Annotated in this window: 17 protein-coding genes; 8 read left to right on the plus strand and 9 right to left on the minus strand. The window is 74.8% G+C overall.

What is annotated here, in order from left to right; translation table 11 throughout:
• Positions 1-83: 83 nt before the first annotated feature.
• Positions 84-626: a GNAT family protein gene (locus tag SM793_RS23415; RefSeq protein WP_320440238.1), complete on the minus strand. Its 543-nt coding sequence runs from the start codon at positions 624-626 to the stop codon at positions 84-86.
• A 71-nt stretch (positions 627-697) separates the two neighbouring features.
• On the opposite strand from SM793_RS23415, the gene SM793_RS23420 reads away from it, so the two are divergent.
• Positions 698-1,738, plus strand: coding sequence for an LLM class flavin-dependent oxidoreductase (locus SM793_RS23420; protein ID WP_413816021.1), 1,041 nt, complete (start codon positions 698-700; stop codon positions 1,736-1,738).
• Here the strand turns inward: SM793_RS23420 and SM793_RS23425 are convergent.
• From SM793_RS23425 to SM793_RS23435, 3 genes are all read right to left on the minus strand, one after another.
• Entirely contained in the window at positions 1,699-2,652 is a 954-nt protein-coding gene (locus tag SM793_RS23425; RefSeq protein WP_320440240.1) for an aldo/keto reductase, read from the minus strand. The two genes, SM793_RS23420 and SM793_RS23425, sit on opposite strands and share 40 nt — an antisense overlap.
• A 2-nt stretch (positions 2,653-2,654) precedes the next feature.
• Positions 2,655-3,728, minus strand: coding sequence for an NAD-dependent epimerase/dehydratase family protein (locus tag SM793_RS23430; RefSeq protein ID WP_320440241.1), 1,074 nt, complete (start codon positions 3,726-3,728; stop codon positions 2,655-2,657).
• Between the two features lie 106 nt (positions 3,729-3,834).
• The gene (locus tag SM793_RS23435; protein ID WP_320440242.1) at positions 3,835-4,803 is read right to left on the minus strand and encodes a helix-turn-helix transcriptional regulator; all 969 of its coding nucleotides are present in this window, start codon (positions 4,801-4,803) and stop codon (positions 3,835-3,837) included.
• A 217-nt stretch (positions 4,804-5,020) separates the two neighbouring features.
• Here SM793_RS23435 and SM793_RS23440 point away from each other — a divergent pair, with 217 nt between their 5' ends.
• The 3 genes from SM793_RS23440 (at position 5,021) to SM793_RS23450 (ending at position 7,791) form a co-directional block, all read left to right on the plus strand.
• A complete protein-coding gene (locus tag SM793_RS23440; RefSeq protein WP_320440243.1) occupies positions 5,021-6,115 on the plus strand; it encodes an alpha/beta hydrolase in 1,095 nt (364 codons plus the stop codon).
• Positions 6,116-6,201: 86 nt separating this feature from the next.
• Positions 6,202-7,344, plus strand: coding sequence for an RICIN domain-containing protein (locus tag SM793_RS23445; RefSeq protein WP_320440244.1), 1,143 nt, complete (start codon positions 6,202-6,204; stop codon positions 7,342-7,344).
• 264 nt (positions 7,345-7,608) lie between these two features.
• The gene (locus tag SM793_RS23450) at positions 7,609-7,791 is read left to right on the plus strand and encodes a hypothetical protein (protein ID WP_320440245.1); all 183 of its coding nucleotides are present in this window, start codon (positions 7,609-7,611) and stop codon (positions 7,789-7,791) included.
• Positions 7,792-7,889: 98 nt separating this feature from the next.
• Here SM793_RS23450 and SM793_RS23455 read toward each other — a convergent pair whose 3' ends face one another.
• Positions 7,890-10,073 (minus strand): MMPL family transporter, encoded by a 2,184-nt coding sequence (locus SM793_RS23455; RefSeq protein ID WP_320440246.1) that lies wholly within the window; start codon positions 10,071-10,073, stop codon positions 7,890-7,892.
• A gap of 126 nt (positions 10,074-10,199) precedes the next feature.
• A complete protein-coding gene (locus SM793_RS23460; RefSeq protein ID WP_320440247.1) occupies positions 10,200-10,589 on the minus strand; it encodes a DUF302 domain-containing protein in 390 nt (129 codons plus the stop codon).
• 462 nt (positions 10,590-11,051) lie between these two features.
• On the opposite strand from SM793_RS23460, the gene SM793_RS23465 reads away from it, so the two are divergent.
• The 4 genes from SM793_RS23465 (at position 11,052) to SM793_RS23480 (ending at position 19,312) form a co-directional block, all read left to right on the plus strand.
• The gene (locus SM793_RS23465; protein WP_320440248.1) at positions 11,052-12,368 is read left to right on the plus strand and encodes a discoidin domain-containing protein; all 1,317 of its coding nucleotides are present in this window, start codon (positions 11,052-11,054) and stop codon (positions 12,366-12,368) included.
• Positions 12,369-12,370: 2 nt separating this feature from the next.
• Positions 12,371-13,684 carry an MFS transporter gene (locus SM793_RS23470; protein ID WP_320440291.1) on the plus strand — a complete coding sequence of 438 codons (1,314 nt, stop codon included), beginning with the start codon at positions 12,371-12,373 and terminating at the stop codon, positions 13,682-13,684.
• Positions 13,681-14,664, plus strand: coding sequence for a hypothetical protein (locus SM793_RS23475; RefSeq protein WP_320440249.1), 984 nt, complete (start codon positions 13,681-13,683; stop codon positions 14,662-14,664). The genes SM793_RS23470 and SM793_RS23475 overlap by 4 nt, the downstream gene beginning before the upstream one ends.
• A 376-nt stretch (positions 14,665-15,040) precedes the next feature.
• The gene (locus tag SM793_RS23480) at positions 15,041-19,312 is read left to right on the plus strand and encodes a bifunctional nitrate reductase/sulfite reductase flavoprotein subunit alpha (protein WP_320440250.1); all 4,272 of its coding nucleotides are present in this window, start codon (positions 15,041-15,043) and stop codon (positions 19,310-19,312) included.
• A gap of 17 nt (positions 19,313-19,329) precedes the next feature.
• On the opposite strand, the gene SM793_RS23485 is transcribed toward SM793_RS23480, so the two are convergent.
• The 3 genes from SM793_RS23485 to SM793_RS23495 all read right to left on the minus strand — a co-directional run bounded on the left by SM793_RS23485 (position 19,330) and on the right by SM793_RS23495 (position 23,659).
• Positions 19,330-21,345: a LamG-like jellyroll fold domain-containing protein gene (locus tag SM793_RS23485; RefSeq protein WP_320440251.1), complete on the minus strand. Its 2,016-nt coding sequence runs from the start codon at positions 21,343-21,345 to the stop codon at positions 19,330-19,332.
• 177 nt (positions 21,346-21,522) lie between these two features.
• Positions 21,523-22,362: an SDR family oxidoreductase gene (locus tag SM793_RS23490; protein ID WP_320440252.1), complete on the minus strand. Its 840-nt coding sequence runs from the start codon at positions 22,360-22,362 to the stop codon at positions 21,523-21,525.
• 493 nt (positions 22,363-22,855) lie between these two features.
• A complete protein-coding gene (locus SM793_RS23495) occupies positions 22,856-23,659 on the minus strand; it encodes an MHYT domain-containing protein (protein ID WP_320440253.1) in 804 nt (267 codons plus the stop codon).
• Between the last annotated feature and the right edge of the window lie 83 nt (positions 23,660-23,742).

Below are 23,742 nucleotides of genomic sequence, written 5' to 3' on the forward strand. Positions count from 1 at the left end.
CCCCCCCGGCCCGACCACGTCGTCGCGGACAAGGGCTGCAGCTCCCGTAGGATCCGCGCCCGGCTGCGCCGGTGCGCCGGACCTTAGGGCTTCGGCTTCTCGGTCCAGTCCTCGGCCAGTAGTCCGAGTACGACCTCGTCCAGGAACTCCCCGCTGACCCAGGCCGACCGGCGCAGCGTGCCCTCGAGCGTGAAGCCCGCGCGGGTGGCGGCCCCGACCATCGGCAGGTTGTCGGCCAGGGTGTCGACCTGGAGCCGGTGCAGGCCGCGCACGGTGAACCCGTAGTGGCACAGCAGCCGCACCACCTCGCCCGCCAGGCCGCGCCCGCGGAAGCCGGGGCGCAGTGCGATGCCCAGGTGGGCGACGCGGTTGTGGGTGTCGATGCCCCACAGCAGTGCCTCACCGGCCAGCTCGCCGGAGGGCAGCTCCACCACGGAGAACAGGGCCGCGTCGTCCCCGGCCGGTGCCACGGCGTACGGGGATTCCGCGGCGCCGGGGGAGATCGGCCGCCACGGCCGGGAGTCGGCCCGGGAGCGGGTGGGCACGTCGTCGTAGAGCTCGCTCTGCAGTACCGGGACGTCGCTGTCGTGGCGGGCGCGGAGCCCGATGCGGGAGGTTTGTAGCATGTCACATTGCTAACAGCCCTGGCCTTGCCCCGGCAACCGGTTTTCGCCTCCGGTGGCGGCCCGGGCGGGGAATGCCTCCGTGGTGGACGGCTGTTGGCAGGGACGTGACCGCCTCGCCCGCCCTCCGCCTCTCCGTACTGGACCGTTCCCGGACCCGCCGGGGGGAGGAGCCCGCGCGGGCGCTGCGCGACACCGTGGCCTTCGCGGTGGAGGCCGAGCGGCTCGGCTACCACCGGTTCTGGGTCTCCGAGCACCACGGCGTGCCGGGCGTGGCCGGTTCGGCGCCGACGGTGCTGGCGGCGGCGGTGGCCGCGGCGACCTCGCGGATCCGGGTCGGCACCGGCGGGGTGATGCTCCCCAACCACCAACCCCTGGTCGTGGCCGAGCAGTTCGGTGTGCTCGCGGCGCTCTTCCCCGGCCGGATCGACATGGGCCTCGGCCGGTCGGTGGGCTTCACCGACGGTGTCCGCCGCGCGCTGGGCCGGGAGAAGGACGCCGCCGACGGGTTCCCGGAGCAACTCGCCGAACTGCTCTCCTGGTTCGACCCCGCCGCGCGCGGTCCCGGCGGAGTGCACGCCCGCCCCGCCGAGGGCCTGGACGTCCCGGCGTACGTGCTGGCCACCGGTGCGGGCGCGGAGGTCGCCGCCGACGCCGGGCTGCCGCTGGTGATCGCGGCCGTGCGGGGCGAGGAGGCGATGCTGGCCGCGATCGACCGCTATCGGCAGCGCTTCCGGCCCTCCGCCCGCGCGGAGCGGCCCTACGTGGTGGTGTCGGGGACGGTGGCAGTGGCGGAGACGGAGGACCGGGCCCGGGCACTGCTCGTCCCGGAGGCCTGGTCGAGTGCCCACAGCCGGACCCACGGCGAGTTCCCGCCGCTCGAACCCGCCGAGGAGATCCTGGCCAGGCCAATGGCCCCACGCGAGCGCACCGCTTTCGAACAGGCCCTCACCGGCCACATCGTCGGCACTCCCGCCCGGGCCGTCGGTGACCTCGCCGCGCTGCTGGAGCGCACCGGCGCGGACGAGTTCCTGGTCACCACCAGCACCTACGACCGGGCGGAGCTGCTCACCTCCTACCGGCTGCTCGCCGAGGCGGCCGGGTCGGCGGGGTAGGCGGAGCCGGTCCACGGGCGGGAGTCGGGGTCGGCGAACGGGCCGTCGAGGGCAGCGAGTTCGTCGGCGTCGAGGACGAGGCCGGCCGCCGCCGCGCTGTCGCGGATGCTGGCGGGGCGGCGGGCGCCGGGGATCGGGACGACGGCGGGGGAGAGGGCGAGCAGCCACGCCAGGCCGACCTGTTGCGGCGAGACGCCGCGCGCCTCGGCGACGCGGTGGAAGGCGGTGCGCGCCGGGACGCCGTCCGCGGGATCGTCCAGCACGCTCCGGGCGAGGCCGCCCAGCGGGCTCCACGGCAGGAACGCCAGGCCCAGCCGTTCGGCGAGCCGCAGCTGGGGCAGCGCGCCGCGGTCGGCCGGGGAGAACCGGTTCTGCACCGAGACCAGCCCCGGGCCGAGGATCTCCCGCGCCGTCAGGATCTGTTGCTCGTCGACATTGGAGATGCCCGCCGCGCGGATCTTTCCCGCGTCCAGGAGTTCGCGCAGGGCTCCCACCGAGTCCGTCCAGGGCACCCGGGGGTCGGGCTTGTGCAGCTGGTAGAGGTCGATCGCGGCCACGCCGAGGCGGCGCAGCGACTCCTCGCAGGCCCGCCGCAGGTGCTCGGGCCGGCCGTCGACCGTCCACGAGCCGTCCCCCGGACGCCCGCGCCCGCCCTTGGTGGCGACCAGCACGTTCGCGCGGTCGGCGGGGGAGCGGGCGGCCAGCGCGCGGGCGATCAGGCGCTCGTTGTGGCCGGCTTCACCGGCGTGCCAGTGGTAGGAGTCCGCGGTGTCGAGCAGGGTGACGCCCGCGTCGATCGCGGCGTGCAGGGTGGTGAGGGCGGCCTCGGGGCCGGGGCGTCCCTCCACCGAGAGCGGCATCGCGCCGAGCCCGATCGCGCCGATGCTCCGCTCGCCGAGGGTGCGCTGTCGCACGGTCACACGTCCTTTACGGTGGTGGTGGTGGTGGTGATGGTGGCGGCGACCTCGACGGTGGCCCCGGCCTCGGCGGTCGTGGCGGCGGCGGCCTCGCCCACGGCGGCGGGCAGCCAGGAGCCGAGCGGCGAGAACGAGAGGCCGAGCGATCCGGCCCGCCGGGTGTCCATCGGGTACCAGCGGTCGAAGGAGAACGGCGCGTGGTCCGCGCCCTCGGCCGGCCGGTAGCGGGCGGTCGTCCCGAGCTGTCCGGCGATCAGCTCGGACAGTGCGACCGCGTCGATCGGCTCCGCCGAGGCGGCGTTGACCGCGCCGACCGAGGACGAGGCGGCGACCGCGACCAGGGCGGCGGCGATCTCCTCGTGCCGGACGAACGAGGTCGGCTGCGGCCGCTCGTGCACCGCGACCGGCCGACCCGCGGCGACCGCCCCGGTGAAGTGTGCGAGCCGGCCGGTGAAGTCCAGCGCCCCGCCGCCCAGGACGTGGGCGCTGCGCACGCTCGCCCAGCCGAACGGCGGCTCCCCGGCGGCGAGGACGGCCTCGGCCTGGCGCTTGCCCTCGGCGTAGGAGGTGGCTTCGCCGCCGAAGTGCCGCACGAGCGCCGCCGGGTCGTGCCACGGCAGGTCGAGGTCCACCGGCCAGTGCGCCGGGTCGACGGCCTCCTCGCTGACCGGCACCCCGGGCGTGGTGCGGACCAGTGGCGAGGTCGCGGGGTCGTAGACCTCCATGGTCGAGGTCATCACGTACCGCGGGGTCCGGTCGGCGAAGACCCGGCGGGCCACCGCGGCCTGGGCGGGCGTGTACAGCACCTGGTCGATCACCGCGTCGAAGGTGCGGTCGCCGAGGGCGGCGGTCAGCGCGTCCTCGTCGTCCCGGTCGGCCAGGACGTGGTCCACGCCGGGCGGCGGCGGTGCGGAACCGCGATTGACCAGGGTGACCTCGGCGCCGGCGTCGCGCAGCAGGGTGACCAGGTGGCGGCCGAAGTACCTGGTCCCGCCGATCACGGCGACCCGGCGCGGGGCGCGGTTCCCGGCGGTGGCAGTGGCACCGGAGTGGCTCGTGGTGGAGTGGCTCATGGCCACCACTCTGCCGCCGTGCGGTCATCAGCAGAACTGCTGATCTACTGAACACGTCATCAGTTGAACTGGTGACCTGGCCGAGTCGGCCACGCCCCGCGTCCCGTCAGAGCCAGCCGCGTCGCGCCGCCTGCACCCCGGCCTGGAAGCGGGTGGTGGCGCCGAGCCTCACCAGCAGGGTGGAGACGCGCCGCACGACGGTGCGCCGCCCCAGGCCCAGTCGCCGCGCGATCGCGTCGTCCGTGGCGCCGCTGGCCATCAGGACGAGGATGCGGCGGTCCCGGTCGTCGAGCTGGAGCCCGGGGCCGGAGGTCGACGCCGGGACGGCGAGCCGCCAGAGCGTCTCGAAGACCGCGGCCAGGGCGCCGAGCAGGCTGGACGGACGGACGAGCAGCGAGACGACGCCCGCCCGGTCGTCGGCGGGCAGGGTGACGATGGCGAGGTCGTCGTCGCCGAGGGCGAGCTTGAGCGGCGGCTCGTCGAGCGTCCGGGCCTGCTCGCCGGCCTCGATCATCCGCGCCATGTTGGGGCCGGCGACCGGGTCGTCGAAGGCGCACCCGCCGTAGATCGCGCGGTAGGCGACGCCGGCGGCCATCCGCCGGCGTTGCAGCACCTCCTGGTCGAGGTAGTGCGCGGAGTCCCCGGAGTACGGCGGGACGTCGATGACCCGCACCTCGCGCCGGGCGGCGAGCTGCAGCCGCCGTCCGGCCGCGAGGACCTCGGCGTGCTCCTCGACCACCTCCAGTGCGGCGTAGCCGCCGGCACCGCGGCGGGCGAGCCGGTAGAGCCGGTCGAGTTCGGCCCCGGCCCGGCGTGCGTCGGCCCGTCGGACGGCGTCGCGCTGGAGCGCGGCTTCGACCACCTGGCCCGGGGGCAGCGCCTCCCAGGTGAGCCGCCGGTGGTCGCAGGCCACCACGATGCCCTCGTCGGCGAGTTCGCCCAGCAGGGCGAGCAGGGCGTCCTCGCCGATCCCGGCCTCCGCCGCGAGGTCGGGGAGACGCGCCTGCGGCCGGCCGATCAGCCAGTGGTAGATCCGGCCGCGCTCGGAGTCGGGATCGAGTACGTCGTGGAGCACGGCACCTCCGTTCTCGCCATGTCCATGGCGATATGACGAGTCGTCGAAGCCTACCCGCGCCGGTGGCGCACATGCGCCGGTGGCCCAAGCGGGCCGCCGGGCGCTCTGGCGCGCGGCGGGGTCGGATCGCGAGAGTTGCTCGGTGTCCGCACAGTTCGCCGGGCGTCCCCTCCGGACGGCCGGCGCACGGCCGCGCCCTCACGCCCAAGGACGACCCATGACAGCTGCTCCACCCACTGCCCGGCCCGCGCGTGCGAGGACGGCGGTCGCCGCCCTGGTCGGCGCCCTCCTCCTGCTCCTTCTGCCCGGCGTGTCGTCCGCGCGGGCCGGGGTGCCCGCCCCGCCGCCGATGACGGACGGCTTCGGACTGACCAGGGTCGGCGCCGTGACCGGCAGCGCCACGAACTTCGTCCTCACCGTGACCACCCCCCAGGTCGCCGGCGAGCACACGATCCGGATCCTGCTGCCGGACGACTACGCGGACCGCCCCGACAAGCGGTACCCGGTCCTGTACTTCCTGCACGGCGCCTCGGACAACCCCGCCAACCCTGGCCTCGCCTACCCCGCCCTGACCGCGGCGACCTCGATGATCACGGTCGTCCCCGACGGCGGCCTGCGCGGCTGGTACACCGACTGGCTGGACAGCGGCACGGCGGCCGGCCCGCAGAACTGGCAGACCTTCCACCTCACCCAGGTGGTGCCCTTCATTGACGCGAACCTCCGCACCCTCACCGACCGGAAGCACCGCGCGGTCGGCGGCCTGTCGATGGGCGGCTTCGGCGCGCTGCACTACGCCCAGGCCCGCCCGGAACTCTTCGGCCACGTCCTCACCATGTCCGGCGCCGACGACCTCTCGGCCGACGAGATGGTCATGCGGGGCGCCGTCGTCGGGACCCTGACCAACGCCGGAACCCTGCTGTGCGCCCCGAACGGCGGGCAGCCCTGCGGCTTCGACTTCGGACCCACCGTCTCCAGCGACGCCGTCTTCGGCACGCCGTACCCGGTCTTCGGCGCCGACTGGCGCTGGAACGCCGCCGACCCCACCGGCCACGCCGGACTGCTGGCCGACACCGGCATCGCCGTCTACACCGGCAACGGCAACGGCAACCCCGCCGGCATGGAGTTCTGGGCCGAGGGCACCGCGACGCGCTTCACCGACCGCCTGACCGCCCTCGGCATCCCGCACCGCTACGTGAACTACGGCAACGGCGCGGGCTGGGGCACCGCCTGCGACGGCGGCCACAGCTACGGCTGCTGGGCCCAGGACCTCGTGGACTACGTGCCGCGCCTCGAAGCCGCCTTCGCGGCCTGACCCGGGCCCGCCCGGCGCAGTCGCCGTCCGCGCGCCGCCCGTGCGCACCGCACCACGGTTTCCCCTCCCGACGAAAGGACCGACCCGTGCCGTCGACCTCCGCCCCGCCCGCGGCCCCGAGCCGCCGCTCCGCCCCCTGGCTGCGCCTGCTCGCGGCCGTCCTGGTGACCTGCTGCGCCGCGCTCGGCCTCACCGCCGCGCCGTTCACGGCGACGCGGGCCGACGCGGCCGTCACCGCAGCGTCCGGCGCCGCCGCCGGACCGACCGCGACCTGCGCCTCCCCGCAGCAGTGCCTGACCATCACCTCGCTCAGCAACGGCCGCCGGCTCGACGTCCAGAACGGCTCGACCGGCGACGGCGCGTACGTCGTCACCAACTCGGCGCCGGGCTACCACCAGTCCTGGCGGCTGAACGTCGACGCCTCGGACTCCTCGTTCACGATCGTCAACAACACCACCGGCAAGTGCGTCGACCTCGCCTGGCTCACCCCCGCCCTGCGCCAGCAGACCTGTGCCGGCCAGGCCAGCCAGAAGTGGTTCCTCCAGCCGGTCGCCGGCGCCGAGGACTCGTTCATGATCCGCCACCAGGGCGACAACACCTGTCTCGACCTGCTGCTCGGCGGCAACTACGACGACGCCTGGACCGACCAGTACGCCTGCAACGGGACGGTGAACCAGCGCTGGTCCACCGGCTTCCCCGCGGCGGCCCGGAACCTCGCCGTCGACCACGCCGCCAAGCAGTGCCAGAAGGACATCTCCACCTGCTCCTGGGCGCTGAAGAGCGAGGCCCCGGCGGCGCCGCTGCCCAAGGTCTGCGTCTCCTCGGTCTGGTTCAACAACACCTCCGGCACCGTCCAGCAGGCCTTCTCGGTCACCAACATGAGCGGGTGGTCCAACAGCATCGGCGCCGACATGGGGACGCAGATCTCCGCCGGCGTGCCCGGCGGGGCGCTCACCACCGTGGTCAGCACCGCGCTGCACTACAGCAACGTCTGGCAGGGGTCGACGACCGTCAACAACAGCGTCGCGGTGTCCGTCCCGCCCCAGCAGTACGGCTGGGTGACGCTCGCCGAGCTGGCCCGCAAGGTGACCGGCACCTGGACCTTCGACGCCCGGGGCCTCCCCTGGACGGCCGAGGACACCCTCACCGTGCCGCTCACCTCCGACCCGCAGGCCGGTGCGACGCTCTACATCGCCAACACCAGTCCGACCTTCACCAACTGCGCCTGACCTCCCGGTCGTGGGGGCCGCGCAGGACGCGCGGGCCGCGCGGGCCGCGCGGGGGCAGTGCGTACGGCGGACGGACCGGGCGGAGCCACCGCCCGGTCCGTCCGCCGTCCGCCGTCCGCCGTCCGCCGTCCGCCGTCCGGCTCAGGTCAGTGGGTCGGGCCGGAGTGTCACCGTCTGCGGGAGGGTGACGGCGAGAAAAATACCCCCGCGGGTATCCTCGGAGCTGGTGGGAGACCCTTCCCCCCGGATCCGAGGAGTCCCGAGATGTGTCGTCGTACCAAGTGCCGCACCTGCGGCAAGGCCGGCTACGCGGGGTGCGGCATGCACGTCGACCAGGTGCTGGCCGGCGTCCCCAAGGCCGAGCGCTGTGCCTGCGACCGGGGCGCGGGAGGTGGCGGTGGCGGCCGGGTCGGCGGCCTGCTGGCGAGGATCCTGGGCCGCCGCTGAACGAGGCGGAGCGGCGGAGCGCGGCCTCCTTGCCGCACTCCGCCGCACTCCGCCACACTCCGCCGCACTCCGCCGGGCGCCCGGACCGCCCCGGCGGCTCAGTCGTGCGAGAAGGAGATCCGCGGCAGGACGCGGTCGAGCCAGGCCGGGGTGTGCCAGGCGGCGGCGCCGGCGAGCCGGAGCAGGACCGGCAGCAGTACCAGTCGGACCAGGGCGGCGTCCAGCAGCACGGCGACCCCGAGGACGATGCCCATCTCCTTCGGTGGCAGCGGTCCGGAGAGCGCGAAGGTGAAGAACACCGCGACCATGACGCCCGCCGCCGCGAAGATCACCCGGCCGGAGTGCGCGAGGGCGCCGACCATCGCCTCGCGCGGGTCGCCGGTGCGTTCGTAGTGCTCCTTGGCGGAGGCGAGCAGGAAGACGGTGTAGTCCATCGCGATGGCGAAGATCATCGCGAAGAAGAACACCGGCGCCCACCCGTCCAGGAACCCCTGCGGGGCGAAGCCGAGCAGGCCCGCGCCGTGGCCGTCCTGGAAGACCAGCCGGGCCACGCCGAAGGCCGCGCCGGTGGACAGCAGGCCGGCGGCCGTGCCGAGGGCCGAGATCAGCGGGGCCCGCAGGGCGACCAGCAGGAGCAGGAAACCCAGGGCCATCACGACCCCGATCACCAGCGGGGTCTTCGCGGTGAGCAGGTGCTGGAGGTCCAGGTTCTCCACCGCCGCGCCCCCGACCAGGGCGTCCGGCGGCAGGTCGGCCCGCAGCGTGTCGACGGTGCGCGCGAGGTCGGGGCTGGACGGGTCCACGGTGGGGACCGCCTGGAGCATCGACCAGCCGGAGCCGTCGGCGGCGGGCTGCGCAGGCAGCACCCCGGCGATCCCGGGCGTGGCCGCGACCCGGGCGGCGGCCCGCGCGACGTCCAGTGCGCCCGTCTCCGTGTCCGCCTGCGCGGGGAGGAGGATCTGCAGGGTGCCGGGCGCCCCCGGGCCGAAGGCCTGCTGGACCGCCGCGTACCCGGCGCGGGCGCTGCTGTCCTCCGGCACGACGGTGATCGAGGGCATCGCGGTGCGCAGCCCGAGGACGGGCGCGGCGAGGGCGACCAGCACGACGAGTGCCCCGGCGCCGTAGCGCAGCGGGTGCCGCCACAGCCGCTCGCCCCAGGCGGCGAAGCGCGCGGACCGGTGCGGGCCGGCGTTCAGCCGGGGCAGCGCGAGGGCGTCGACGCGGTGGCCGAGCCGGCCGAGGACGGCGGGCAGCAGGGTGAGGGTGGCGGCGAGGACGAACAGGACGGCGAGCATGATGCCGCCGGCCATCGACCGGAACGCCGGGGACGGCACCAGCATCACGGCCGACAGGCTGACCAGCACTGTCGCGCCGGACAGCAGGACGGCCTTGCCCGCGGTGTCCATGGTCTCCGCGACCGCGTCGGCCCGACCACGCGCGCGGGCGGCGCGGAAACGGACCACCAGGAACAGCGCGTAGTCGATGCCCAGGGCCAGGGCGAACATCATCGCGAAGTTCATCGCCCAGACGGAGATCGGGAACAGGTGGCCGATCAGCACCAGGGAGCCGGCGGAGGCGGCCAGCCCGGCCAGGGTGAGCAGCAGCGGCAGTCCGGCGGCGACCAGCGATCCGAAGGCCAGCACCAGGATGGCCAGGGTGACCGGCCAGGACATGATCTCGGACTTCATCATGGCGTCGTGGTTGGCCTTGTTGAAGTCGCTCCAGAGCACCGAGGCCCCGGTGGCGTGGACGTCGACGCCGTCCCCGGACAGTGCGTTCAGCGGGCCCTTGAGGTCGTCGGCGGCGCGGACCATGTCGTCGGGGGAGGCTTTCGCCCCGGCGAGCAGTACGGCGGTCCGGCCGTCCGGGCTGATGGTGGTGCCCGGCTGGGGCGGGACCACGGTGGACACCCGGGGGTCGGCGGCGGCGAGCGCGGACGCCCGGTCGAGGACCTGCCGGACGGCCGGATCGTTGACCGGCCGGTCGGCGCTGACGACGATCTGCAGCGCGGTGGAGGCGTTGCCGCCGAAGTGCTGTTCGGCGACCTGCCGGGCCTTCACCGACTCGGAGCCGTCGGCCTGCCAGCCGGCGCCGGACAGCGCCGTGGTGACCTGCGGGGCGAAGGCGCCGAGGGCGAGGACGGCCAGCAGCCAGCCGGCCAGGACCGTCCTGATGTGCCGGGCCGACCAGAGGCCGAGCCGGCCGAGCGGACCCGGGGAGGCGGGTGGTCCGGCGGGTGTGGCGGCGGGTGACCGGTCGAGGGCGGCGTCCGGGTGTTTCACGTGCTGCTCCGATCCTTGGGCGGCCGGTCCTCGGCGGCCGAGGGGGCGCAAAATACGGGTGGGGGTATCTGGGAGGGTGAAGAAAAGGGCCCACCCCGGGTGGGCCCGATCGGCCGGATCGGCCGGTCAGCCGGTGAGTGCGGCCAGGGCCGCGCGCAGGCGGGTGGCCGCCTCGTCGGCGACGGGCGCCAGCTCGGGCTTGCCGGTGACCCGGACGAGCAGCTGCGGGTCCATGGCCTCGACCAGGGTGCCCCCGTCGACGGCGCGGACCACGACGTTGCACGGCAGTAGCAGCCCGATGTGCCGGTCGGCCTCCAGGGCGCGGTGGGCGAGGGGCGGGTTGCAGGCGCCGAGGATCAGGTAGTCCTCGATCTCCTCGTCGAGCTTGGCCCGGAGGGTGGCTCGGACGTCGATCTCGGTGAGGATGCCGAAGCCCTGTTCGGCGAGTGCGGTCCGGACCTGCTCGACGGCCTCGGTGAAGGGCCGGTCGAGGGTGACGGCGATCCCGTGGTCCATGTGGTGCTCCGTTCCTGGTGCGGTGGCGCGGTTCCGTCCGCGCCGCCGGTGCGTCGGGCTCGGGCTCGTGCTCGTGCCTGCACCTCACTGTACCCCCGGGGGTATTTTTCCGGGCACTTGCCGGAGTCCGGCCCGGAGCCGTGTCGACGTACGGACGCCGTACGGGCGGTCGTCCGCAAGGGAGTTCGCAAGAGAGTTCGCAAGGGAGTTCGGCGTGGTCCAGGTATTGTCAGGAAACTTTACTTACCACTAGGCTCCCCGACGGCGGCTTGGCGCGGCGCCCGCATCGCCGGGGCGTGACGTGCTCAGCGAGAGCTCTGACCCGGCCGCCGCGGTGGTGCGGGCCACCGCCCGGCCGGTGGCTCGCGTGCGAGCCGGCCGGAGTCCAGCTCTCGCCGTCGTTCGAGGTCAGGGAGTCCAGGGATGCGTCCCGAAGTCTCAGTGAGGCCTGTACACATCGGAGTGTTCGCCGCCGTGCTCGTGCTGGTGGGCGGACTGCTGCTCGGCTGGTCCGGGCGGGCGGGAGCGGCGGCCGATCCGCTGCTCTCGCGGGGCAAGGCCGCCACGGCCTCGTCCACGGAGGGCTCGTCGTACGCGGCGGGCAAGGCGTTCGACGGGAACACCGGTACGCGGTGGGCGAGCACGGAGGGGAAGGACCCGCAGTGGCTGCGGGTCGACCTCGGGGCGAACGCCGCCGTCTCGCGGATCAAGCTGGTCTGGGAGGCCGCGTACGCGAAGGCGTACCGACTGGAGGTGTCCGCGGACGGAACGGCCTGGACCCCGCTCGCCGAGGAGAAGGCGGGCAACGGCGGGACGGACGAATGGACCGGCCTGAGCGGGAAGGGCCGCTACGTCCGGATGTACGGGACGGCGCGCGGCACGTCCTACGGGTACTCGCTGTTCGAGATGGAGGTCTACGGGACCGCGGACACGACGCCCTCGCCCACCGGGCCGTCCCCGACCGGGACGACGCCGGGCGGGGCCTTCACCGTGGTCGCGGCGGGCGACATCGCCGCGCAGTGCACCGCCTCGGACAGCGCCTGCGCGCACCCGAAGACCGCGGCGCTCGCCCAGCGGATCGACCCGAAGTTCTATCTGACGATGGGTGACAACCAGTACGACGACGCCAGGTTGGCGGACTTCCGGGCCTACTACGACAAGACCTGGGGCGCGTTCAAGGCGAAGACCCACCCCGTCCCCGGCAACCACGAGACCTACGACCCGGCCGGTTCCCTCGCCGGCTACAAGTCCTACTTCGGCAGCATCGCCTATCCGCAGGGCAAGAGCTGGTACAGCTTCGACGAGGGCAACTGGCACTTCGTCGCCCTCGACTCCAACGCCTTCGACCAGAGCGCCCAGATCGACTGGCTGAAGGCCGACCTCGCGGCGAACGGCAAGAAGTGCGTGGCCGCCTACTGGCACCACCCGCTGTACTCCTCGGGCGGGCACGGCAACGACCCGGTCTCCCGGCCGGTGTGGCGGATCCTCTACGACGCCAAGGCCGACCTGGTGCTCAACGGGCACGACCACCACTACGAGCGGTTCGCCCCGCAGGACCCGGACGGGAAGGCCACCGCGGACGGGATCGTCGAGATCGTCGGCGGGATGGGCGGCGCCGAGCCCTACCCGATCGAGCAGGTCCAGCCGAACAGCCAGAAGCGGATCAGCGGCGAGTACGGCGTGCTGAAGCTCGACCTCACCGACTCCGGGTACGGCTGGAGCTACGTCGGTACGGACGGCAAGGCCAAGGACACCAGCCCGACGTACAGCTGCCACTGATGATGTACCTGGCCACCACTGGCCGCCGTGCGGACGCGCCGCCCCGCCCCGACGGGGTGGGGCGGCGCGTCCCCGGTACGGTCGTCGCGCTCGGCGCGGTCAGCCTGGTCACCGACGTCTCCTCGGAGATGGTCACCGCCGTGCTGCCGCTCTACCTGGTGCTGGGCCTCGGCCTGTCACCCCTCCAGTTCGGCTTCTTCGACGGACTGTTCAACGGCGCCACGGCGCTGGTCCGGCTCCTCGGCGGCCGGCTCGCCGACCGGGGCGGCGGCCGTCACCGGACGGTCGCCGGGGCGGGCTACCTGCTCTCGGCGCTCTCCCGGCTCGGCCTGCTGCTGGCGGGCGGCGCGGCCGGCGGGATCGCCGCCGCGATGGCCGCCGACCGGCTCGGCAAGGGCGTCCGCACCGCCCCCCGGGACGCGATGATCACGCTCAGCGCGCCGCCGGAGGCCCTCGGCCGGGCGTTCGGCGTGCACCGGGCGATGGACACCACCGGGGCGCTGCTCGGCCCGCTGGTCGCGTTCCTCGTCCTGTGGGCGACGGCCGACGCCTACGACGCGGTGTTCGTCGTCAGCTTCGCCACCGGCCTGCTCGGCGTGGTGGTGCTGAGGCTGTTCGTCCCCGCCGACCCGGCGGCGCCGACCCGGACCCGGACCCGGACCCGGACGTGGACGCTCCGGCCGACCGCCCTCGCCGGCCCGGCCCGGGCCGCCCAGCCCGTCCGGGCCCCGAAGCCGGCCCGGGCCGCGCCCCGGCTGCTCGCCGACCCCGCCTTCCGGCGGGTGGTCGTGGCCGCGGCCCTCCTCGGCGCCGCCACCGTCGGCGACTCCTTCCTCTACCTGCTCCTCCAGCGCGGCCTCGACCTCCCGGCCGCGCTCTTCCCCCTGCTGCCGCTCGGCTCGGCGGCCTGCTACCTGCTGCTCGCCGTCCCGGCCGGGCGGCTCGCGGACCGGAGCGGACGGCGGATCCCGTTCCTCCTCGGCCACGGCGCCCTGCTCGCCGCCTACCTCACCCTGCTGGCCCCGGCCGGACCGGCGGTCGCGGTGCTCGTCCTGGTCCTCCTCGGTGTCTTCTACGCCGCCACCGACGGCGTGCTGATGGCCCTGGCCGCGCCCTCGCTCCCGGCCCACGGCCGGGCGAGCGGGCTCGCCGTCCTGCAGACCGGCCAGGCCCTGGCCCGCCTGGTCGGCGCCGCCGGCTTCGGCGCGGCCTGGACGTGGTGGGGTCCGCGCCCCGCGCTGGCCGCCGCCGCCCTCGCCCTCGCCGCCGCCCTCACCGCCGCCTGGCGGATCCTGCCGGGAAGGAAGGCCCCATGAAAACCCGCTCGACCGCGCTGGTGCTCGCCGTCCTCGTCCTCCTGGGCGGCTCACTCGGCTATGTGCTGCACGCCCGGCAACGCGGCGGTGCGCCGCAACTCGTCGCCGCCGAGGCCTCGTTCACCCTGGACCTACCCGGCCTCTACTACCGCGACACCGCCACCGGCCGGGTCGCCCGCAGCCCGGGCGGCGTGCCGGACGGCCCGTCCTGCGCCCGGTTCTACGCCGCGGGCGACCGGGCCCTGTGCCTGCGGGCCCTGCCCGGCACCCCGGCCCGCACCGAGGCGGTGGTCTACGACCGGCGGTTCACCGAACTGCGGAAGGTGACCGTCCCCGGCATCCCCAACCGGGCCCGGGTGTCGCCCTCCGGGCAGGTGCTGTCCTGGACCACCTTCGCCGTCGGCGACTCCTACGCCGCCGGCCGGTTCTCGACCCGGACCTCGGTCCTCGACCTGCGCACCGGCTATCTGATCAAGTCCGTCGAGGAGATCCCGCTGACGATCGGGGACACCCGCCACCACGCCGCCGACATCAACTACTGGGGCGTCAACTTCGCGGCCGACGACAACCGGTTCTACGCCACCGTGTCGACGGGCGGCCGTACCCACCTGGTCGAGGGCGACCTCAAGGCCTGGTCGGCCCGCACCCTGCGGGAGAACGTCGAGTGCCCCTCGCTCTCGCCGGACGGGACCCGGATCGCCTTCAAGAAGAAGGTCTCCGCCGACCCCGTCGCGCCCTGGCGCCTCTACGTCCTCGACCTCGCCGACCTCCGCGAGCACCCCCTCGCGGAGACCCGGAGCGTCGACGACCAGGCCGCGTGGCTCGACGACAGCACCCTCGCCTACGCCCTCCCGGCCCACGGGAGCAAGGCCACCGACGTCTGGTCCACCCCCGCCGACGGCAGCGGGACGCCGAGCCTCGTCCTCCCCGGCGCGTCGTCCCCGGTCACCGTGCCGCCCGCGTCCCCGGCGTCGCCCTGAGCGACGTCGGGGTCCTGGCCCGCCCGTCCTCGCCGCCTGTCCCCGCTGTCCGTCCTCCCGCCCGTCCTCGCCGCTCGTGCTCCCGCCCGTCCTCGCCGCCGGTCCTCGCGCCCGTCCGCGCCGCCCGGTGGGTCCGGGCGCGGCGGCGTCTTGGCAACGCGCCGCCCGCCGTGCCACTGTGCGAAGGCGGTGCGGCCGGCCCCCGGCTCACCGGGGTGGCACGCCGGCCGTGCGGCGGGGTTTACGCACGGCGTCCGGGTTCGTGATCTCGTGTTAACGCCGTCTTCCTACGGTGCCGGTGGTGGGTCCGCCCACCGTCGGACGGCCCGGACCGGTAGGACCGGGGCCGGAGATCGCGACCTGAGAGGGAGCCGCAGTGACGGTACCGGGCCCGGACCCCGTCCGGAGCGTGCGCAGCGTCTGTTCGTACTGCGGCGTCGGCTGCGGCCTGCTGCTCGACGTCGCGGTGGACGGGGCGACGGGCCGTCGCACGGTGATCCGGGCGTCCGGCGACCGGAACCACCCCGCCAACGGCGGGCGGCTGTGCACCAAGGGCGCCACCACCGCCGAGATGCTCGCCGCGCCCGGGCGGCTGGGCACCGCCCTGGTCCGGGCCGAGCGCGGCGCCGAGGCCCGGCCCGAGGACGTGGACGCCGCCATCTCCGCCACCGCGCGCCGGCTGCGGGCGGTGCTCGACGAGCACGGGCCGGACGCGCTGGCCTTCTACGTCTCCGGTCAGCTGACGCTGGAGGCCCAGTACCTGGTGAACAAGCTCGCCAAGGGCTTCGTCCGCACCAACCAGATCGAGTCCAACTCCCGGCTGTGCATGGCGAGCGCGGGCAGCGGCTACAAGCTGTCGCTGGGCGCGGACGGGCCGCCCGGCTCCTACCGGGACCTCGACCACGCGGACGTCTTCCTGGTGATCGGCTCCAACATGGCCGACTGCCATCCGATCCTGTTCCTGCGGATGATGGACCGGGTCAGGAATGGCGGCGCCAAGCTGATCGTCGTCGACCCCCGGCGCACCGCGACCGCCGACAAGGCCGACCTCTTCCTCCGGATCCGGCCCGGCACGGACCTGGCGCTGCTCAACGGACTGCTGCACCTGCTGGTCGAGAACGGCGACACCGACCCGGCCTTCATCGAGGAGTTCACCGAGGGCTGGGAGCAGATGCCCGGCTTCCTGGCGGACTACCCGCCCGCCGAGGTCGCCCGGACGACCGGGCTCGCCGAGGAGGACATCCGCGCCGCCGCCCGGCTGATCGGCGCGGCGGCGGAGTGGACGAGCTGCTGGACCATGGGGCTCAACCAGTCCACCCACGGCACCTGGAACACCAACGCCCTGGTCAACCTGCACCTGGCCACCGGCGCGATCTGCCGCCCCGGCAGCGGCCCGTTCTCCCTCACCGGCCAGCCCAACGCGATGGGCGGCCGGGAGATGGGCTACATGGGGCCCGGTCTGCCCGGGCAGCGGTCGGTGCTGGACCCGGCGGAACGGGCCTTCACGGAGGAGCTCTGGGGCCTGCCGCCCGGCACCCTGCGTACCGAGGCCGGCCGGGGCACCGTCGAGCTGTTCTCGCGGATGGCCGAGGGGGAGATCAAGGCGTGCTGGATCATCTGCACCAACCCGGTCGCCTCGGTCGCCAACCGGAAGACCGTCATCGCCGGGCTGGAGGCCGCCGAACTCGTCATCACCCAGGACGTGTTCGCCGACACCGAGACCAACGCCTACGCCGACGTGGTGCTGCCCGCCGCCCTGTGGACCGAGACGGAGGGGGTGCTGGTCAACTCGGAGCGCGGCCTCACCCTGGCCCGGCCGGCCGCCGACCCGGTCGGCGGGGCGCTGCCGGACTGGCGCATCATCGCCCGGGTGGCCTGCGAGATGGGCTTCGCCGAGGGCTTCGACTACGCGAGCGCGGAGGAGGTCTTCGAGGAGCTCAAGCGGGCCTGGAACCCGAAGACCGGCTGGGACCTGCGGGGCGTGAGCTACGCCCGGCTGCGGGCCACCCCCGTGCAGTGGCCGGCCGCCGACCCCGACGGGCCGGCGCGCAACCCGGTCCGCTACCTCAACGACGGGGTCAGCCAGACACTGCTGGTGCGGCCGGACGGGAGCCGGCCGAGGCTGGCCTTCCCGACCCCGTCCGGCCGGGCGGTGTTCTTCGCCCGACCTCACCTGCCGCCCGCCGAACTCCCGGACCAGGACTACCCGTTCTGCCTCAACACCGGTCGGCTGCAGCACCAGTGGCACACCCTCACCAAGACCGGCCGGGTCGCCGCGCTCAACCGGCTCGACCCGGGCCCGTTCGTCGAGGTCAACCCGCAGGACGCCGAGGCGCTCGGCGTGGCGGACGGCGACCGGCTGGAGGTGGCGTCGAGACGCGGGCGGGCCGTACTGCCGGCGGTGGTCACCGACCGGGTGCGGCCGGGGGACTGCTTCGCGCCGTTCCACTGGAACGACCTGTTCGGCGAGTACCTCAGCATCAACGCGGTCACCAGTGACGCGGTCGACCCGGTCTCGTTCCAGCCGGAGTTGAAGGTGTGCGCGGTCGCGCTGCGTCCGGTGGCGGCGCCGGTCCCGCCGGAGGCGGCCGCGCCGCCGGTCGCGGAGCCCGTTACGGCGGCGGAGCCGGTGTCGTCGGTGGAGCCCGTTCCCTCGGCGGAGCGGCAACCGCGGCCGGTCGGGGGAGTGGGCACGCAGCTCGCGGCGCTGGCCGGGCTGCTGGGCGTCGACCCGGTCGAGGCGCCGCGGCTGACGGCCGCCGAACGCACCTATCTGGCGGGCTTCCTGGCGGGCGTCCCGTCCGCGCCGGCCGGGGTCGCCGGGGTGCCGGTACTGCCGGCGCAGGCGCCGGTCGACCCCGAGCGGGCGCGGTGGGTCAACGGCGTGCTGGCCGGCGCGTACTCGCGCCTCGCGCCGGGGTCGGCGGTAGCACTGGGCCCGGTTGAAGCGCCGGAAGCGGCCGAGGACGCGGCCGGGCCGGCCATCGTCGCGGAACCGGCGCGGACCGTGACCGTCCTGTGGGCCTCGCAGACGGGCACCGCCGAGCGGATCGCCACCGGAGTCGCCGAGCGACTGGCCGCCGAGGGCTGGCAGCCGCTGCTGCTCGCCATGGACCAGGCCGGGCCCGCCACCCTGGCCGCCGGGACGCCGGTACTCGTGATCACCAGCACCTTCGGCGACGGCGAGGCCCCCGACAACGGCGCCGGCTTCTGGGAGCGGGTGCTCGCCGACCCGCCCCCGGACGCCGACGGGCTGCGCTACGCCGTCCTCGCGCTCGGCGATTCGAGCTACAGCGACTTCTGCGGCCACGGGCGCCGCCTCGACCAGCGGCTCGGGGAGCTCGGCGCGACCAGGATCGCCCAGCGCGCGGACTGCGAGCCCGACTACCAGGACGCGGCCGACCGGTGGTTGGAGCAGGTGGTGGCCGCGCTGGCCGCCCCGGCTGCCCCGGCCGGCCGCACCCCCACCGCCCCGCCCACCCCGGCGGTCGTCCCCGTGCCCCGGACCGGGTACTCCAAGGAGTCGCCGTTCGGTGCCCGGATGACCGGCAGCCGGCTGCTCAGCCTGCCCGGCTCCGCCAAGGAGGTCCGGCAGTTCGCCTTCGCCACCCGGGGCGGCGCCCACAGCGAGGAAGGCGACCTGGGCTACCGGGCGGGCGACGTCCTGGGCGTCCGGGCCCGGAACTGCCCCGAGCTGGTGGCCGAGTGGCTGGCCGTCACCGGCCTCGACCCGGACGCCCCCGTCACGGTCCCCGGCGCCGGGGAGGTCCCGTTCGCCGAAGCCCTCGGCGGCCACCTGGAGATCGCCCGGATCACCCCGGACCTGCTCCGCTTCGCCGGTGAGCGGTCCGGCGACCGCGCCCTCAGGCGGCTGCTGAGGCCGGACAACACCGGGGAGCTGGCCAAGTGGACCTGGGGCCGGCAGGCCGTCGACGTGGTCGGCGCGCTGGCGGTACGGGCCGGGGCCGCCGACTGGGCCGCCGTGCTGAAACCGCTCCAGCCCCGGCTGTACTCGATATCCTCCAGCCCGCTCGTCCACCCGGACGAGGTCCGGGTGACCGTCTCGGTGGTCCGCCACCCCAACGGCGCCGGCCGGATGCGCAAGGGCGTCTGCTCCACCTATCTCGCCGACCGGGTGACCGACGGCCCGGTGCCGGTCTTCGTCCGGCCCACCGCGCACTTCCGGCCCCCGGCGGACCCCGCCACCCCGATGATCATGATCGGCCCCGGCACCGGCGTCGCCCCCTTCATCGGCTTCCTGGAGGAGCGCCGGGCCCTCGGCCACACCGGCCCCAACTGGCTGTTCTTCGGCGAGCAGCGGCAGTCGACGGACTTCTACTACCGCGAGGAGCTGGCCGACTTCCGGGCCTCGGGCCACCTCGACCGCCTGGACCTCGCCTTCTCCCGGGACCAGCGCAACAAGGTCTACGTCCAGGACCGGATGCGCGAGCACGGCCTCGGCCTCTGGGACTGGCTGCGCAACGGCGCCCACCTCTACGTCTGCGGTGACGCGGCCCGGATGGCCAGGGACGTGGACGCCGCACTGCGCGAGATCGCCCGCACCCACGGCGGCCTCACCGAGGAGGAGGCCGCCGTGCACCTCAAGCAGCTCGCCGCCGACAGGCGCTATGTGCGCGACGTCTACTGAGCCTCCTGGACGCCTTGTCACCCGGTCATGAAGTCCCCCACCCGCAGGGCCCGCCGCACGATCCGGACATCGCCGATGTACCCGTGGAACACCTTGTCCAGCACCCCCGCGTACGCGTAGCCGCCCACCATCCAGGGGCGTCCGAGGGTGGCCAGCCCCACGGCCGGGGTCGCCGGGTTGCGGGCCACCTCGCAGCCGTCCACGAACATCCGGCTGAGCTTCCCGTCGTTGACGACCGCGACGTGCCACCAGCGGTCCAGCGGCAGCTGGTGGCCCCAACAGGTCGACGCGCCGGTCTGGTTGACGGGGTAGACGCACCACTGGAGCGCGGGCGCCTCGGAGAGGCTGAGCGTCACGACGGGCTCGTCGGCATCCGTGCCGGGGCCGCTCCGGCCCGCCTCGGCGGCCGTCCCCCAGCGGCTCAGCAGGGCGGACCAGCGGCTCTGCCCGGAGTCCCAGTCGGCGGGCAGCTTGCAGAACGCCTCGACGGTGAAGCCGCGTTCGAAGGTCTCCCGGTTCAGCGGGGCGTTGGGCGCGGTCTGCAGATAGGTGCCGCGCACCGGCGAGCGGGTGCCCTTGAACAGCAGGCTGCCGTGGCCCGGCTGGTCCGGGTGGTGCTCCGAGGACCAGCTGAGCCCGCCGTCCGGGGTGCCGGGGGCGCTCTGCGGGTACAGGTCGTTGCCCTGCCCCGTCAGGTCCTTGACGACCTGCCGGGCCGTGACCGCGGCGCCGTCGCCGCCGCCCTCGAAGCGCCAGTACGCGGCGGTGTCCCGGACCAGCAGCTCGGACGCCCGGCGGGCGGGGCGCGCCGGGACGGGCGCGAAGCCCGCGAAGCGCCGCTCGAAGTCGATCGCGAGCGAGAAGCGGTCCACGTCCGAGGTCAGTTCCACCTGCTGCGCGGCCAGGGTGTTGCGCTCCTCGGCCGCGATCTCCTGGATCCACGGCGAGTAGGTCGACACGTCGACGGTGTTGCGGTCCAGGTCGAAGCGGTACGCCCGGATCATGGCGGCGCCGCCGTAGTAGCGGTCCTGGTAGTTGGTGATGTGGACGTGCACGTCGTGGCCGGCCTTATTGGTCAGCACCGTTCGGCCCGGCGGCCAGTAATGGCCGTTGACGGTCAGGAAGATCTGGTCGTTGCCGCTGATCAGCCGCTCCCAGAGCTGCCGGCCGTAGTCGGACAGCTCGGCCCGGCCTCCGTCGTCGGCGTACGCCAGCTCGTGGGTGGTCAGGATCACCGGCACCCTGGGGTTGGCGGCGATCACCGCGTTGGCCCAGGCGAAGCCCGCGTCGGAGAGCCGCCAGTCCAGCGAGAGCAGCATCCACGGGCGCCCGCCGGCCGTGACGAGGTGGCAGGTGTTGTAGCCGTCCGGGCTGGAGCTGTGGTGGCCGGCGGTACGGGCGGCCCGGGCCGGGCCGAAGGTCTCCAGGTACGGGGTGCTGCCGCGCCGGTCGTCGGTGGAGGAGCGGACGTCGTGGTTGCCGGCGAGTACGCCGTAGGCCGCGCCGGCGTCGTCCAGCAGGCCGAACACCTTGCTGACGGCGGCGAACTCGCCGGCCAGCCCGTTCTCGGTGACATCGCCCAGGTGGGCCAGGAAGACGATGTTGTCGTCCGTCCCGTCCTCCCGGTTGACCCCGCCGTCGAGCACGTGGCGGATCGCGGCCTCGACCGGTGCCGGGTGGATCCGGTCCTGGTCGAACAGGTACTGGGTGTCCGGCATGACGACGAGGGTGAACCGGCGGGCATCCGGGTCGGGCTGCCAACGCCGCTGTCCGGCGGACTTCTTGGCCTTCCCCGCTGCCGCCCCGGCTGCCCCGGCCGCGTCCGGTCCGCCGGAGCCGACCGCCGCTCCGGGGCCGGCCGCGTGGGCGGGCGCCGCGCCGAGCAGGCCGAGGCCCGCCGTGCCGACCCCGGCGCCCAGCAGGCCCGCCCCGCGCAGGAACCGGCGGCGCCCGGCCGCGGCGGGCCCGTCCCCGTCGAGCTCGGCGGTGCGCGGGCACTCGCACGGATGCCCGGACTCGTGGTTGTCGTGCATGTTCGCTCCCGGAAGTGGTGTGGCCCCCGACCGTAGGTACCGGGTCTGGTCGGAGATCATCGACCGGGCCACGCCCCGCTGAACAGCGGCCGAACCCGTCGGGCGCTGCTCGCGGCGCCCGACGGGTTCGGCCGGAGGCGGTTGGGGGGCCGCTTCCGGGAGCCGGTGGAGCGGCCGTCAGTCCTGCTGCGCGCCCTGCGGCTCCAGCAGGGCGCGCGCGGCGGCGAGTTCGGCGCGGGTGGCGTCAGCGGCGGCGGTGAGGTGCTCGAAGCTGCCGGGGCCGATCGGGATCCGGACGGGCAGCGGGCCGGGGGCGGCGGCGAGGCGGAGCACCTCGCGGGCGAAGTCCTGGGGGCGGCCGATGCCCGGCAGGGCGGCCATGCCGCGCAGCTGCTCGCGCATCGGCTCGGTGCTCGCGCGGTAGGTGGGGGAACGGCCGGCGGCATCGGTCACCGAGCCGCCGTAGTGGGTGGCGTACCCGCTCGCGGCCAGCGCGGCGACCCGGATGCCGAACGGGGCCGCCTCGGCGGCGAGCGCCTGGGTCATGCCCTCCAGCGCGTGCTTGCCCGTGACATAGGCGGCCAGGCCGGGGAAGGCCGTCCGCCCGGCGAGCGAGGAGACGTTCAGCACCAGCCCCCCGCCCTGCGCGCGCATCAACGGCAGCACCAGCCGGGCGAGTCGCCAGGGACCGACGACCAGTGTCTCCAACTGGTCGCGGAGCTCCTGGTCGCCGACCTCCTCCACGGTGCCGAACACGCCGTTCCCGGCGTTGTTCACCAGGACGTCCACCCCGCCGAAACGTTCCACCGCGGTGGCGACGGCCCGCTCGCACTGCCCGGGGTCGCGCACGTCCAGGGGCAGCGCGAGGAGCCGGCCGGGGTGCTCGCGGACCAGGTCGTCCAGGGTCTCCGCCCGGCGCGCGGTCGCCAGGACGCGGTCACCGGCCCCGGCTGCCGCCCCCGCCAGCGCCCGGCCCAGCCCGGTCGAACAGCCCGTCACCAGCCAACGTCTTGTCATGCTCCGTGCCCCCGTCTCGTCCTGCCCGGCTCCCGGGACCGGACACCGTCCCACCCCGGCGCTCCGTCGCCCAGACCTCCGGCAGACCGCCCAGGGGGCGTGCGGGAGCGTGGCGGTCCCGTGGCCACCGGAGCGCGCGCCCCCGTCGGGGCCGGTGGCGTGCTCCGGCCCGGACGGCGGCCGGGGGCGCGGTGGCGCGCCCGGAGGGGTACGCCCGCCGCCTCACGCCCCGGCGTGCGCTCCCGGACCACCTGCGCCGAGCTCCCGGCTCCCGGCTCCCGGCGTCCCCGACGCGGCGCCCCGGACGTCGAACAGCCCGGACGTCGAACAGCCCGGATGCCGGACGGTCCGGACGCCCCGGATGCCGAACAGCCCGGACGCCGAACAGCCCGGATGCCGGACGGTCCGGACGCCCCGGACGCCGAACGGCCCGGCGCGGGAGAACCCCGCACCGGGCCGTTCGGCCACGAACCTCCGGGCACGCCCGGCCCGGTCAGCCCCGGTGCTCGAACAGCGGGACCCGGACCGGCTCCGGCCGGTCCCGGTCCCGGTCCAGGCCGGACAGGGAGGCGTCGTGCGGCGACAGCATCAGCGCGATCCCGCCGAGCGAGAGCAGGACGAGGACGGCCACCGCGAGCGGGGTGATGAACTGCGAGGCCGGCAGGCCGCCCACCGGCGTCCGGCCGTCCAGCACGACCGAGACGGCGGCCATGCCGGTGTAGTGCATCGCGACCACCGCGACCCCGGCGATCAGCGCCGAGGCGAGCGAGGCGAGCATGCCGGTGATGTTCAGGGTCATCCACAGCGCGGTGGCGGACGCGGCGACGGCGATCGCGATCGAGCCGGCCACGGTGAGGGCGTCGTAGGAGACCTGCCCCTGGACGTGCATCGCGGCCATGCCGAGGTAGTGCATCGCCGCCACGCCCAGGCCCATGACGGTGCCGCCGATCAGCAGGGTGCTCAAGCTCCGCGGCCGGTAGCCGACATAGAGGATGCCGAGGCCGCAGACCACGATCGCCAGCACCAGGCTGCACATCGTCAGGGGCACGTTGTAGAGGATGGTCGAGCCGCTGACGGTGAAGCCCAGCATCGCCAGGAAGTGCATCGTCCAGATGCCGCAGCCGATCTCGGCGGCGCCGAGCAGCAGCCAGCCGAGCCGCCTGCGCGGCGGCAGGTCGAGGGCGCGGACGGTGCAGCGCAGGCCGAGCGCGGCGCCGGTGCAGGCGACCAGGTAGGACAGGACCGGGTTGAGCCAGCCGTAGTGGAAGCCGTCGATGACGGCGGGGTGGGGGTGCATGAGATTACCTGAGCTGACGTTTCGTTGATGGATGCGCACGGGAACGGCCCGCGCGGGGCCACGGTCCGGTGCGGGGTTCCCGC

It is taken from the genome of Kitasatospora purpeofusca (assembly GCF_034043715.1).
Taxonomy (GTDB): Bacteria; Actinomycetota; Actinomycetes; order Streptomycetales; family Streptomycetaceae; genus Kitasatospora; species Kitasatospora purpeofusca_A.